Annotated in this window: 11 protein-coding genes; 10 read left to right on the top strand and 1 reads right to left on the bottom strand. The window is 72.9% G+C overall.

Annotated elements, in window-relative coordinates:
• The first annotated feature begins 151 nt into the window (after nucleotides 1–151).
• The 5 genes from M3185_RS06310 to M3185_RS06290 all read left to right on the top strand — a co-directional run bounded on the left by M3185_RS06310 (nucleotide 152) and on the right by M3185_RS06290 (nucleotide 6302).
• Nucleotides 152–1504, top strand: a complete 1353-nt coding sequence (locus M3185_RS06310) for an MFS transporter (RefSeq protein WP_251332819.1) — start codon at nucleotides 152–154, stop codon at nucleotides 1502–1504.
• A complete protein-coding gene (locus M3185_RS06305) occupies nucleotides 1501–3510 on the top strand; it encodes an acetoacetate--CoA ligase (protein WP_251332818.1) in 2010 nt (669 codons plus the stop codon). The genes M3185_RS06310 and M3185_RS06305 overlap by 4 nt, the downstream gene beginning before the upstream one ends.
• A gap of 160 nt (nucleotides 3511–3670) precedes the next feature.
• Nucleotides 3671–4399: a PepSY domain-containing protein gene (locus tag M3185_RS17110; protein ID WP_285859550.1), complete on the top strand. Its 729-nt coding sequence runs from the start codon at nucleotides 3671–3673 to the stop codon at nucleotides 4397–4399.
• Nucleotides 4400–4481: 82 nt separating this feature from the next.
• Nucleotides 4482–4679 carry a hypothetical protein gene (locus tag M3185_RS06295; protein ID WP_251332817.1) on the top strand — a complete coding sequence of 66 codons (198 nt, stop codon included), beginning with the start codon at nucleotides 4482–4484 and terminating at the stop codon, nucleotides 4677–4679.
• A 189-nt stretch (nucleotides 4680–4868) separates the two neighbouring features.
• Entirely contained in the window at nucleotides 4869–6302 is a 1434-nt protein-coding gene (locus tag M3185_RS06290; protein ID WP_251332816.1) for a gamma-aminobutyraldehyde dehydrogenase, read from the top strand.
• A gap of 35 nt (nucleotides 6303–6337) precedes the next feature.
• Here M3185_RS06290 and M3185_RS06285 read toward each other — a convergent pair whose 3' ends face one another.
• Nucleotides 6338–7003 (bottom strand): TetR/AcrR family transcriptional regulator, encoded by a 666-nt coding sequence (locus M3185_RS06285; RefSeq protein WP_251332815.1) that lies wholly within the window; start codon nucleotides 7001–7003, stop codon nucleotides 6338–6340.
• Between the two features lie 116 nt (nucleotides 7004–7119).
• Between M3185_RS06285 and M3185_RS06280 the strand changes: the two genes are divergently transcribed.
• The 5 genes from M3185_RS06280 to M3185_RS06260 all read left to right on the top strand — a co-directional run bounded on the left by M3185_RS06280 (nucleotide 7120) and on the right by M3185_RS06260 (nucleotide 13191).
• A complete protein-coding gene (locus M3185_RS06280) occupies nucleotides 7120–7851 on the top strand; it encodes a DsbA family protein (protein WP_251332814.1) in 732 nt (243 codons plus the stop codon).
• Nucleotides 7852–8004: 153 nt separating this feature from the next.
• On the top strand, nucleotides 8005–9462 hold the full coding sequence (locus M3185_RS06275; protein WP_251332813.1) for a flavin monoamine oxidase family protein: 1458 nt from the start codon (nucleotides 8005–8007) through the stop codon (nucleotides 9460–9462).
• Between the two features lie 97 nt (nucleotides 9463–9559).
• Complete coding sequence (locus M3185_RS06270) at nucleotides 9560–11092, top strand: APC family permease (protein ID WP_251332812.1); 1533 nt, start codon at nucleotides 9560–9562, stop codon at nucleotides 11090–11092.
• Nucleotides 11093–11210: 118 nt separating this feature from the next.
• A complete protein-coding gene (locus M3185_RS06265; RefSeq protein WP_251332811.1) occupies nucleotides 11211–11828 on the top strand; it encodes a TetR/AcrR family transcriptional regulator C-terminal domain-containing protein in 618 nt (205 codons plus the stop codon).
• A gap of 109 nt (nucleotides 11829–11937) precedes the next feature.
• Nucleotides 11938–13191 (top strand): MFS transporter, encoded by a 1254-nt coding sequence (locus tag M3185_RS06260; RefSeq protein ID WP_251332810.1) that lies wholly within the window; start codon nucleotides 11938–11940, stop codon nucleotides 13189–13191.
• Nucleotides 13192–13203: the final 12 nt, after the last annotated feature.

The raw sequence follows: 13203 nt of genomic DNA, 5'->3' as shown, positions 1-13203 counted from the left end.
TTCCCCCGCCGGGGCCGCGGGGAAGCCCGGACGCAAAATAACTACCCGCATAGTGACTTCATTGAGATCGTCCACTATCGTGGTTCTCGTGCTGTGACGCACGTCATAGTCCGGCACGCACCCGCCGGCACCACCAGAGAGAGAACTCCCGATGGACCTCAAAGCGGCCTTCAAGGACGCGCCCATGACCTCCTTCCAGGTCCGGGCCGTCGTCATCTGCCTGATCCTCATCATGATCGACGGCTTCGACGTCCTCGTGATGTCCTTCGCCGCCCCCACCGTGTCGCGGGAGTGGGGCATCGAGCCCGTGCTGCTCGGCTACCTGCTCAGCGCCGGGCTGTTCGGCATGGCGTTCGGCTCGATCTTCCTCACGCCGGTCGCGGACAAGATCGGCCGCCGGCCGCTGACCCTCATCTGCCTCGTCATCATCTCCGCGGGCATGCTGTGGTCGGTCTTCTCCTGGGACACCACGTCCCTGCTGGCCTCCCGCGTCCTCGCAGGCGTCGGCATCGGCGGCATGATCGCCAACCTCTCCGTGATCGTCGCCGAGTACTCCAACCGCAAGCGCGCCGGGCTGGCCATGGGCGTCTACGCCGCGGGCTACCCCATCGGCGCCACGGTGGGCGGCTTCCTCTCCGGGTTCCTCATCGCGGAGTTCGGCTGGCGGTCCGCCTTCGCCCTGGGCGCCGGCATGACGGTGCTCATGCTCGTCGTCTGCTTCTTCACCCTCCCGGAGTCCTTCGAATACCTCATCGAGAAGCGTGACGAGAAGTCCCTGCCCCAGCTCAACCGCATCCTGGGCAGGATGGGCCACGCCCCGCTCACGGAGCTGCCGCCCGCCCCCGTGCAGGACGCCGCGTCTGAGACCGTGGTCAAGGAGGTCTTCGGGGCCCGGGTGCTCTCGCAGACCGTCCTCATGTGGTTCGGCTACGCCTTCCTCATCGCCTCGTTCTACTTCGCCAACACCTGGACCCCAAAGCTGCTCGCCGAGGCCTCGGGCGACCCCCAGACGGGCGTGACCGCCGGTGTGCTGGTCAGCCTCGGCGGCATCGTCGGCTCCCTCGGCTTCGGCCTGCTGACCTCCTGGATCAACCCCCGGACCCTCAACGTCCTCGGCCTGCTCGCCTCCGCCGTGATGTACGTGGTCTTCGCGTCCTCCTTCAACCAGGTGGGCCTGGCGCTGGTCGTCGGCATCTTCCTGGGCATGCTGACGAACTCCGGGGTGGTCGGCTACTACACGATCGTCCCGCCCATCTACACCGCCAAGGCCCGCGCCTCCGGCTTCGGCTGGATGATCGGCGTCGGCCGCCTCGTGTCGATCATCGCCCCGATCGTGGTCGGCTACCTCCTGGCCGGCGGGCTGCAGCCGCAGAACATCTTCTACCTGTTCGCGATCCCCCTCGTGCTCTCGGCCGTGTGCTCCTTCCTGCTGGGCCCCGCCCTCCGCAAGCGCGACGGGCGGGACGCCGCGGCCGGCCAGCCCTCGGTGGCGGCGGCCCGGTGAGCCCCCGGCCCCCGGCCCGCCCCGTCACGTGGCGGCCCACCCCCGAACAGGTGCGCGCCACCCGCCTGTGGGACTTCCTGGCGTGGCTGCGCCGGGAGCGCGGGGTGGACCTCGCCGACTACCGGCAGCTGTGGCGGTGGTCCGTCACGGAGCTGTCCGCCTTCTGGGAGGCCGTCGCGGCGTACTGCGGCGTGGTGGGCGAGGGGCTGGCGGGGCCGGCGCTCGCGCAGGACCGCATGCCGGGGGCCGTCTGGTTCCCCGGGGCCCGCCTCAACTACGCGGAGAACGTCCTGCGCCACGCGGGCGATCCCGCCCTGGCCGGCACGGCCGCGGTGCTCGCCGTCCACGAGGATGACCGCACCGACGCTCTCACCTGGCGGGAGCTCGAGGCGCAGGTCGCCTCGGTCGCGTCGGCCCTGCGGGCGTGGGGGGTGCGCCCGGGGGACCGGGTGGCCGCCGTCCTGCCCAACGTTCCCGAGGCCCTCGTCGGGCTGCTCGCCGCCGCGTCGGTCGGGGCGGTGTGGAGCATCAGCTCGCCCGACCTCTCGCCGGCCGCGACCCTGGACCGGCTCCGCCAGCTGGCGCCGAAGGTGCTCATCGGTTCCGACGGGTACGTCTTCGCCGGCCGGGCCCTCGACCGCTCCGAGCACCTCGCGCAGGTGGTGGCCGGGCTGCCGGGGCTGGAGCGGGTCGTCGTCGTGCGCGGCCTCCGTCCCGGGGCCGCGCCGGGGGAGGGGCGGATCGCCTTCGACGAGCTGCTGGCCCGGGAGGCGGTGCCCGCCTACGAGCGGGTGCCCTTCGACCACCCGCTGTGGGTGCTGTTCTCCTCCGGGACCACGGGCCGCCCCAAGGGCATCGTCCACGGCCACGGCGGCATGACCCTCGAGGCGCACAAGGGGGTGGGCCTGCAGCAGGACATGGGCCCCGGCGACCGCTACTACGTCGCGGCCAGCACGTCCTGGATGGTCTGGAACACGTTGGCGCACAACCTGCTCGTCGGCGCGTCCGTGGTCACCAGCGCGGGCTCGCCCACGGCGGGGCGCGCGGACCGGCAGTTCGACGTCCTCGCGCTGACGCGCGCCACGATGTTCGGGGTGGGGGCGGCGTACCTGTCCCTCGTCGAGCGCGCCGGCCTGGAGCCGGGCCGGGACCGGGACCTGTCCGCCCTGCGCTCGATCCTGTCCACGGGCTCCCCGCTGCCGGACTCGACGTGGGCGTGGGTCCACCGTGCCGTCAAGGCGGACGTCCACCTCGGCTCCGACTCGGGCGGGACGGACGTGTGCGGCGGGCTGATCGGCTCCAACCCGCTCGAGCCCGTCCACCTGGGGGAGCTCCAGGGACCCGTCCTCGGCGTGGCGGCGGAGGCGTGGAACGACGACGGGGAGCGGGTGGTCGGCGAGCTCGGGGAGCTGGTCGTCACCCGCCCCATGCCCGCCATGCCGGTGTTCTTCTGGGACGACCCGGACGGCGAGAAGCAGCGGGCCGCGTACTTCGCCACGTACCCGGGCGTGTGGCGCCACGGCGACTGGGTCACGGAGACCCCGCACGGCACCTTCGTGGTGCACGGGCGCTCGGACGCGACCCTCAACCGGCAGGGCGTGCGGATCGGCTCCGCCGACATCTACGCCGCCCTCGAGGGCCTGCCGGAGGTGCAGGACGCCCTCGTGGTGGGCGCCGAGCAGCCGGACGGCGGCTACTTCATGCCCCTGTTCGTGGTGCTGGCCGAGGGGACCGAGCTCACGGACGAGCTCGCCGGGCGGATCCGGCGGCGGATCCGGGAGCGCGCCTCCGCCCGCCACGTGCCCGACCGGATCCTGCAGGCCCCGGCCATCCCCGTGACGCACACCCGCAAGCGCGTGGAGGTGCCGATCAAGAAGCTGTTCTCCGGGGTCGCCCCCGACCGGGCCGTGAACCCGATGTCGGTGGCCAACCCGGAGGCGCTGCAGTGGTTCGTGGAGCAGGCCGAGCTCTTCCACCGGGGCTCCCGCCCGCACGCCCCCGCGTAGGAGCAGCCCCGCTCCGGAGGGCGGGGGTTGGGCTGCGCCGGCCCCCGGCGGGACCTCCTGAGCCCGCGTGGCCGGCCGCCGCGCCGGTGGGCCGCCGGCACGATCCTGCGCGTGCGCTCCCTCTTGCGCCGGGTGGCGGTCCCCGGAACAATGACTATTTATGAAGCACACTGATAAAAACGTCCTGTCCCTGGGTGCTCTCGCCCTCTCCGCGCTCCTGCTGACCGGTTGCGCCGGCGGCGGCGGCCAGGGCGGTGGCGGGGAGGCCACGAGCGAGGCCACCACCACGAGCGAGGCCACCACCACGGCGGAGGGGAGCCCCGCCGCCGACGAGAGCCCCACCGCGGACGAGAGCGCCACCGCCGACGAGAGCGCCACCGCGGACGAGAGCGCCACCGCGTCCCCGTCGGACACGGCCACCGGCGACGAGACCGGCACCGCGTCCCCCTCGGCCTCCGGAACGACCGGGGCCGGGGCGGAGGCCGGCGCGGTGGCCGGGGCGATCGTGGCCGCCGAGGAGTCCGTGACCGGCGGGCAGGTCTTCGAGATCGACCGCAAGGAGGACGGCGACGGCTGGGAGGTGAAGCTGGCCGTGGAGGACCGGGAGCAGGAGGTGGAGGTCTCCGCCGACGGGCAGGAGGTCACCCCCCAGGAGGGCGACGACGCCCTGGACCAGGCGGACCGGGAGAACCTCGCCCAGGTCCAGGTCCCCCTGGAGGTCGCCGTGCGCACCGCCCTGGACGAGGTCGACGGCACCCTGGACGGCGCCCAGCTGGACACCGAGGGCGGGACGACGGTGTGGGAGGTCGACGTCGACGACCCCGACGGCACCTCGGTGGACGTGTACGTCAACGTCGAGAACGGCTCCGTGCTCAAGGTCGACCGCTGACCCCGCCCGCCCCCGGGCCCGCGCCCGGCCCGCGGGCGCTCAGGACCGCCCCGTGAGAACCGCCCCTGTGAAAGGAACCGCCATGTACGACCCCCAGGCCCTGGCCGCCGCCGAGACCCACCTGATCCACGTGCTCGAGACCTCGACCCCTCCGCGCGATGCCAGCGCGTTCAAGATCACCGAGGCCGCCCAGGACTACCACGACACCATCGGCAGCTGGGACCTCCGCAGCGCCGACCCGCACGTCGTGGAGGAGCTACTGGCCCGCCACGCCAAGTAGCCCGCTCCGCACGTCCCGTCGCCCCCTGGCCACCGCACCCGCGGCGGGCGGGGGGCGACCCCGTGCCCGTCCGGGCGCCGGCCCGCCGGAGCCGGGCCGTGCCCGGGATCACGCGGAGCTCTTCTAAAATGAATGCCACTCATTTAGAGTGGCGGCAACCACGTGCACGCCCCGCAGAGAGGACCCACCATGAGCGACGTGCTGCAGAACTACGTCGACGGCGCCTTCGTCGACGCCCACGGCACCGGACGGATCGACGTCGTCGACCCCACCACGGGCCGGACCGCCGCGGTGTCACCCGTCTCCGACGCCACGGACGTCGACCAGGCCTTCGCCGCCGCCAAGCGCGCGTTCCGGACCTGGCGGCGCACCACGCCGAGCGAACGGCAGATGATGCTGCTCAAGCTCGCGGACGCGCTCGAGGCCCACAGCGCCGAGCTCGTCGACGCCCAGCACCGCAACACCGGCCAGCCCCGCCAGATGATCGCGGACGAGGAGGTCGGCGCGGGCGCCGACAACCTCCGCTTCTTCGCCGGCGCCGCCCGCACCCTCGAGGGCAAGGCCGCGGGGGAGTACCTCGGCGAGCACACCTCGTACGTGCGGCGCGAGCCGGTCGGCGTCGTCGCCCAGGTCACGCCCTGGAACTACCCGCTGCTCATGGCGATCTGGAAGCTCGGTCCCGCGCTCGCGGCCGGCAACACCGTCGTGCTCAAGCCCTCGGACACCACCCCCGAGTCCACCCTCGTCCTGGCCCGGCTGATCGACGGGATCTTCCCCGCCGGCGTGGTCAACGTCCTGCTCGGGGACGCCTCGACGGGCGCGCTCATGACCGGGCACCGGGTCCCGGCGATGGTCTCCATCACCGGCTCCGTGCGCGCCGGGCGCGCGGTCGCCCTCGCCGCCGCGCAGAACCTCACGCGCGGCCACCTCGAGCTGGGCGGGAAGGCGCCCGCCCTCGTCTTCGCGGACGCGGACCTGCCGGCGGCCGCGAAGGCCCTCGTGGAGTTCGGCACGTTCAACGCCGGCCAGGACTGCACCGCCGTGACCCGCGTGCTCGTCCAGGACAGCGTCCACGACGAGTTCGTGCAGCTGCTCGCCGCGGCGGCCCGCGACATCGTCACGGGGGACCCGGACGACTCCAGGAACTTCTACGGCCCGCTCAACAACGTCCACCACTTCGAGACCGTCTGCCGCAAGCTCGCCGAGCTGCCCGAGCACGCCACGGTGGTGGCGGGCGGCAAGCCGGTCGAGGGCTCCCCCGGCTACTTCTTCGAGCCCACGGTGGTCACCGGGGTGCACCAGGACGACGAGCTCGTCCAGGACGAGACCTTCGGCCCCGTGCTCACCGTGCAGCCGTTCGCCACGGAGGCGGAGGCCCTCGAGCTGGCCAACGACGTCGACTACGCCCTCGCCTCGAGCGTGTGGACCACCGACCACGGCACCGCCATGCGCGTCTCGCGCGAGCTCGAGTTCGGCTGCGTGTGGGTCAACACCCACGTCATGCTCGTCTCCGAGATGCCGCACGGCGGGTTCAAGAACTCCGGCTACGGCAAGGACCTCTCGCTCTACTCCGTCGAGGAGTACACGCAGGTCAAGCACGTCATGCACGCGCTGGACGTCTGAGCGGTCCGCGGGCTGCCGGGCGCGGCCGGGCGGGCTCAGTCCCGCCCGGCCGCGAGGCGCGCCCGGAAGCCGTCCAGCATCGCGCGCAGGGCGACGTCGAACGCCTGGTCGGCGGCCTCCCGGGCATCGGCCGGACGCGCGCGCACGGCGTCCGCGAACACCGGGGCCAGGTCGGCCCGGTCCCCCGGGTCGAAGATGTCCGCGGGCGCCGTGGCGTCGTAGGCCGCGCCGAAGACCAGCGACTCGACCGACACGATCGCGTCCACGATCCACGAGCGGTCCCAGCCGGCGTCGGCGAGGCCCCGGGCCACCGTCTCGTACATCTGGAGGGTGTGGGGCGAGTTCGCGACCGGCAGCACGGCCATGATCGGGATCAGGGGCGTGTGCTGGGCGTAGCAGTCGCGGTAGGACCGCGCCCACTGCTCGAGGGCCTCGTCCCAGGGCAGCTCGCCGAAGCCGGAGCGGTCGATGCCGCCGTTGATCCGGTCCTGGACCCGGATGAGCACGTCCCGCTTGGAGGGCGTGTGGTTGTACAGCGCCGACGCCGAGACCTTCAGCTCGCGGGCGAGCTCGGTCATCGTCAGGTGCTGGTAGCCGCGGGTGCTGACGATCCTGATCGCCGCGTCCGTGATCCCCTCCACCGACAGCACCGGCTGGGTCGGGCGGCCGCGCCGGCGAGGAGCGGTTCTGGCGGATGCCATGGTCGGGTCCTCCTGGGGGCGGGGCTGCGGGGCGGGTGCGGGTTCCTCGAGTCTAGGGCCGCGGCGACCTCCGGTCCTCCTTGACCGCCGCCGGGGCCGCTCCTAGCGTGGGGACGATGAGGCCCGCCGACATCCACTTCTACTTCGACCCCGTCTGCCCGTTCGCCTGGATGACCAGCCAGTGGGTCCGCACGGTCGGCGACCGGCGGGACCACCGGGTGGACTGGCGCTTCATCTCCCTGCGCCTGCTCAACGCGGACGTCGACTACGACGCGTGGTTCCCGCCCGAGTACGAGGCCGGCCACACCGCGGGCCTGCGCCTGCTGCGGGTGGCCGCCCGCACCCGCGAGGAGCACGGGCGCGAGGCCGTCGGCGCCCTGTACTCCGCCCTCGGGGCCCGCATCTTCGACTCCGACCCCCTGCCGGCGGAGGAGGACCCGCGCGAGGACCGCCGGGGCACGCGGCCGTTCCTGGAGCCCGTGCTCGCCGCCGCGGGGCTCCCGGCCGGCCTCGCCGAGGCCCTCGAGGACGACTCCCTGGACGCCGTGGTGCGCGCGGAGACCGAGGAGGCGCTGGCGCTCACGGGCAAGGACGTCGGCACGCCCGTCATCCACTTCGAGCCCCCGGAGGGCGTCGCCTTCTTCGGCCCGGTGATCAGCCGCCTGCCGCGGGAGGAGGAGGCCGTCGAGCTGTGGGACCACGTGGTGGCGCTCGCCCGGTTCCCGGGGTTCGCGGAGCTCAAGCGCAGCCTGCGGGAACGGCCCCGGCTGCGCGGCCTCGGGGTGGAGCCCGAGGAGGCCGGCGTGCAGGAGGACTGGCACGCCGGGAGCCGGCGCACCAAGAAGTAGGCCGTCCCCCGATCCCCGCCCCCGGTCCGGGGCGCCCCCGGGCGGCGTCCGGGAGCGGGGGCGTCGTGTGAACACTTCGTTTCGCCCCTTGACGGGCAGCGCCCCCGTGCCTCTTAATGAATCTAATTCATTTTGAGTGTGAAGGAGAACACAGTGACCGACCAGAGAACCCTGGGCAGCGAGACGGCGATCGAGCGCGACGTCGTGGTGGTGGGCGCCGGGCCCGCGGGGCTGACGGCCGCCCGCACCCTCGTGGCCGCCGGGAAGTCCGTGGCCGTGCTGGAGGCCCGTGACCGCGTGGGCGGGCGCACCTGGTCGAAGACGGTCGACGGGGCGTTCCTCGAGATCGGCGGGCAGTGGATCTCCCCGGACCAGACGGAGCTGCTGGGCCTGGTCGAGGAGCTGGGGCTGGAGACCTTCGCCCGCTACCGCGAGGGCGCCTCCGTCTACATCGGCTCGGACGGGGTCCGCCGGACCTACTCCGGCTCCCTCTTCCCGGCGTCCGAGCGGACCGTGGCCGAGATGGAGAAGCTCATCGGCATCCTCGACGACCTCGTCGAGCAGATCGGCGTCGCCCAGCCGTGGGCGCACCCGCTGGCCCGGGAGCTGGACACCGTCTCCTTCCACCACTGGCTGCGGGCCCAGTCTGACGACGAGGAGGCGTGCACCAACATCGGCATGTTCATCGCCGGGGCGATGCTCACCAAGCCCTCCCACGCGTTCTCCGCCCTGCAGGCCGTGCTCATGGCCGCCTCCGCCGGGTCCTTCTCGAACCTCGTGGACGAGGACTTCATCCTCGACCGCCGCGTGGTCGGGGGCATGCAGTCGGTCTCCGAGACCATGGCCGCCCAGCTGGGCGAGGACGTGGTGTTCCTGGACACCCCGGTGCGCACGATCCGCTGGGGCGGGCCCGAGGACACCTACGCCGAGCACGTGCCCGGCACCCCGGTCACCGTGTGGTCCGACCGACTCACCGTGAAGGCGCGCGACGTGGTGGTGGCGGTCCCGCCGAACCTCTACTCCCGCATCTCCTTCGAGCCGCCCCTGCCCCGGCTGCAGCACCAGATGCACCAGCACCAGTCCCTGGGCCTGGTCATCAAGGTGCACGCCGTCTACGAGAGGCCGTTCTGGCGGGAGGCGGGCCTGTCCGGCACCGGGTTCGGGGCCGGGGAGCTCGTCCAGGAGGTCTACGACAACACCAACCACGCCGACCCCCGCGGCACCCTGGTGGGCTTCGTCTCCGACGAGAAGGCCGACGAGGTGTTCGCGCTGGACGCCGAGCAGCGCCGGCGGGCCATCCTGGAGTCCATCGCCCGCTACCTCGGGGACGAGGCGCTGGAACCGGTCGTCTACTACGAGTCCGACTTCGGCTCCGAGGAGTGGACCCGCGGCGCCTACGCCGCCAGCTACGACCTCGGCGGGCTGCACCGCTACGGAGCCCACCAGCGCATCCCCGTGGGCCCGATCCGCTGGGCCTGCTCCGACCTCGCCGCCGAGGGCTACCAGCACGTCGACGGCGCCCTGCGCCAGGGCCGTCTCGCCGCGTCCGAGGTCCTCGGCACCACCACCCCGACCGCCGGCACCGCCGTGCTCGAGGGCGCGTCGCGATGACGGCGGCCCCGGGCGGGGCCCCCGCCCGCATCCTCAGCCAGCTCCCCGTACCGGTGGCCGTCGCGCCCCGGCCGGTCCAGGACAAGGAGGCCGCGTCATGAGCGCAGGCACCAACGAAGCAGCCCGCACGGACCGGCAGGTCGCGGGGCACGACAAGGGGCTCAGCAAGGGCTCCGTGGGCCTGCTCGGCTCCGTGGTCATCGGCGTGTCCACCATCGCCCCGGCCTACACCCTCTCCGGGGCCCTCGGCCCGACCGCCGCCGAGGTGGGCACCCACCTCCCGGCGATCCTGCTGGTCGGCTTCCTCCCCATGCTCCTCGTGGCCGTGGGCTACCGGCAGCTCAACCGGGCCATGCCGGACTCCGGGACGACGTTCACCTGGGTCTCCAAGGCCTTCGGCCCGTGGGTGGGCTGGATGGGCAGCTGGGGGCTGCTGGCCGCGACGATCCTGGTGCTGTCCAACCTGGCGGGCATCGCGGTGGACTTCTTCTACCTGGCGCTCGCCCAGCTCACGGGCAACGACGGGATCGCCGAGCTCACCCGCAACGTGCCCGTCAACGTCGCCACCTGCCTGGCGTTCGTGGCCGTCGCGGCGTGGGTCTCCTACCGCGGCATGGAGGCCACCAAGGTGGTCCAGTACGTGCTCGTGGCCTTCCAGCTGCTCGTGCTGCTGTGGTTCTCCGTCGCGGCGTTCGGCCACGTGGCCGGCGGCACGGCCTTCGACGGACTGACCCTGCGCCCGGAGTGGTTCAACCCGCTCGGCATCGACTCCTTCTCCGCGTTCGCCGCCGGGGTCTCCCTGTCCGTGTTCATCTACTGGGGCTGGGACGTGGTGCTCACCCTCAACGAGGAGAGCCGGGGGGCGGCGACCACGCCCGGGAAGTCGGCCATCGCCACGATCCTCGTGATCGTCGCCCTGTACATGGCCGTGGCGCTCGCCGTGCTGTCGTACTCGGGGATCTCGGCCGAGGGCCTGGGCCTGGGCAACGAGGAGATCCAGGAGAACATCTTCGCGTCGCTCGCCGGACCGGTCATGGGCCCGTTCGCCATCCTCATGTCCCTCGCCGTGCTGTCCTCCTCGGCGGCCTCGCTGCAGTCGACCATGATCTCCCCGGCCCGCACGATGCTGGCCATGGGCCACTACGGGGCCCTGCCGGCGAAGTACGCCCGGATCGCCTCCCGCTTCCGGTCCCCGGGCTACGCCACCGTGGCCTCGGCCGTGATCGCCTCCGTGTTCTACGCGGTGATGCGCGTGGTCTCCGAGAACGTCCTGTGGGACACCATCACCACGCTGGGCATGATGGTGTGCTTCTACTACGGCGTCACCGCCCTGGCCTGCGTGTGGTACTTCCGCGGCGACGCGCTGCGCAGCGCCAAGGACTTCCTGGCGAAGTTCCTGGCGCCGCTGCTGGGCGGGATCCTGCTGCTGGTCTTCTTCGTGCAGACGTCCTACGACTCGATGGACCCGGAGTACGGCTCCGGCTCGGAGATCGGCGGGGTGGGCCTCGTGTTCGTGCTGGGGGTGGGCATCCTGCTGCTGGGCCTCGTGGTGATGCTCCTGCAGTACCGCCGCGACCCGTCCTTCTTCCGGGAGCGCTTCGAGACCACGGAGCTGCCGGTGCTCGACTGAGCCCGGCCGGCGATCGGGGGCCGCGCGGTGGTCCGGGGGTGCCCCGGTCCGCCGCGCGGTGCCGTGGGCGGATCCTCGGTAGATTCGTCAGCAGCCGCGCTACCCGAGGAGCCCCACCATGCCGCGTCCCCGCTCACCGCTGCTGTCGGTCGAGGCCATCGTCACCGCCGCCCTCGCCCTGGTGGACGAGACGGGGGACTTCAGCTTCCCCCGGATCGCCCGGCGTCTCGGGGTCAGCCAGTCCGCGCTGTACAACCACATCGACAACCGGGAGCACATCGTCGAGCTGATGCGCGGCCGGGTGTTCGCGGACCCGGCGCCGGTCGACGTCGAGAACCTGCCGTGGGAGGACGCGCTGCGGGCGCTCGTGCGGGCCTACCGGGACTGCATGGTCGCCCATCCGCGCCTGGTGCCCCTGCTGATCACCCAGACCGTCCAGGACCCGGGGGTGATCGCGGTGTACGAGGACATGGCCGTCGTCCTCGAGCGCGCCGGGCTGGCGCGCGAGGCGATCGTCCCGGCCGTCTCGGCGATCGACTACCTGGCCCTGGGCTCGGCCCTCGACCTGACGGCGCCCGAGGTGGTCTGGGCCCCGCCGGAGGGCGGCTTCCCAGTCCTGAGCCGGGCCATCGAGCGCCTCGGCACCGTGGAGGAGCGCGCCGAGGCGGCCTTCGCCTTCGGGCTCGAGGTGCTGATCGCCGGACTGCGGGCGCAGGTGCTGCACGAACTTCACTGAAAGCCTTTCACCAAACCCTTGCCGTGCCGCCGGGCCGCCCACATACTAATGAAAGCCTTTCATTTAGTGTGATGGCACTCACTTCCGACTCCACCGACGGGGGAAGACCATGCCCGAGAACCGCCCTGTGCCGGACGACTCCGGCCGCGTCCCGCTGACGGCCGCCCGCGCCGTGTCCGTCTTCGGGATCAGCGTGGTCGGCTTCATGACCGCCAACCTGGTCCCGGTGATGATCGTGGCCCTCACCGGTGATCTCGGCTTCTCCGTCACGGGGGCCGGGACGCTGATGACGGTGGCGCTGCTGGCCTGCGCCGCGTCCTGCCTGGCCACCTCCCGCTGGGCGGCCCGGTCCGGGCGCCACGCCGTGGCCCGCGCCGGCCTGGCCCTGACCGCCCTGGGCTTCGGCGCCGCCGCCTTCGTTCCCTCCGTGCCGGTGGCCGTGGCCGGCGTCGTGCTCGGGGGCCTGGGCGCGGGCGGGGCGGTCTCCGCCGGGGGAGCGGCCCTGGGCGCGCTGCGCAACCCCGACCGCGCCTCGGGCATCAGCGGCTTCGCCAACCGCGCGATCGTCTCGGTGGTCCTGTTCGTGATCCCCGTGCTGGGCGCGGGCACGGGCAGCGCCTTCGGCCTGCTCGCGGGCCTGGCCCTGGCCGCGCTGCTCACCGCGGGGTGGCTGCCCGACCGCCCCGCACCGGAGGCGGCCGCCACCACCGCGACCACCGCCGGCGCCTCCGCCGCCGCGCCGGCCACCACGTCCCGGGCGACGACGGTCACCGGCATCGGGCTGCTGGTCTGCTTCGCCCTGTGGGCGCTGAGCGAGGACTCGCTGTGGGCGGTCGCGGCCACGATGGGGGCCGAGCAGGCCGGACTCGACGAGACCGGGATGGGCCTGGTGCTGAGCCTGTCCACCCTCGGCGGGCTGATCGCCTCGGCCCTCGTGGGGCTCGCCGGGCCGCGCCTGGGCCGCACGGTGCCGCTGGCGGTCGCCCTGGTGGCCGGGGGCGTGCTGAAGCTGCTGGCCGGGACGGTGACCGATCCCGGGTGGTACATGGTGGTCGTCATCGCCTGGAACACGATTTACATGCTGGCCTTCATCTACATCGTCGCTGTCGCCGCCGCCCTGGACGCCTCGGGGAAGTGGTCGGCCCCGGTGCTGGGCGTCTACCTCATCGGGTCCTCCTTCGCCCCCGTCCTCGGCACCGCCCTCTCGGCCGCCGCCGGCTACCCCGTGCTGGGCGTCGTCCTCGCCGGGATGACGTTCGTCCTGCTGGTCCCCCTCGTCCTGATCTCCCGCCGCTCCGTGCGGGTCGAGGCCGCCGCCCGGCCGGTGCCGGAGCCCGGGTTCCCGCAGGCGGCGATCGTCTGATGTCCTCCACTC

Origin of the sequence: Kocuria rosea (genome assembly GCF_023715525.1) — a bacterium.
Taxonomy (GTDB): Bacteria; Actinomycetota; Actinomycetes; order Actinomycetales; family Micrococcaceae; genus Kocuria; species Kocuria rosea_A.
The sequence above is the reverse complement of the archived record's forward strand: the minus strand, read 5'-3'. Positions and strand labels throughout refer to the sequence as shown.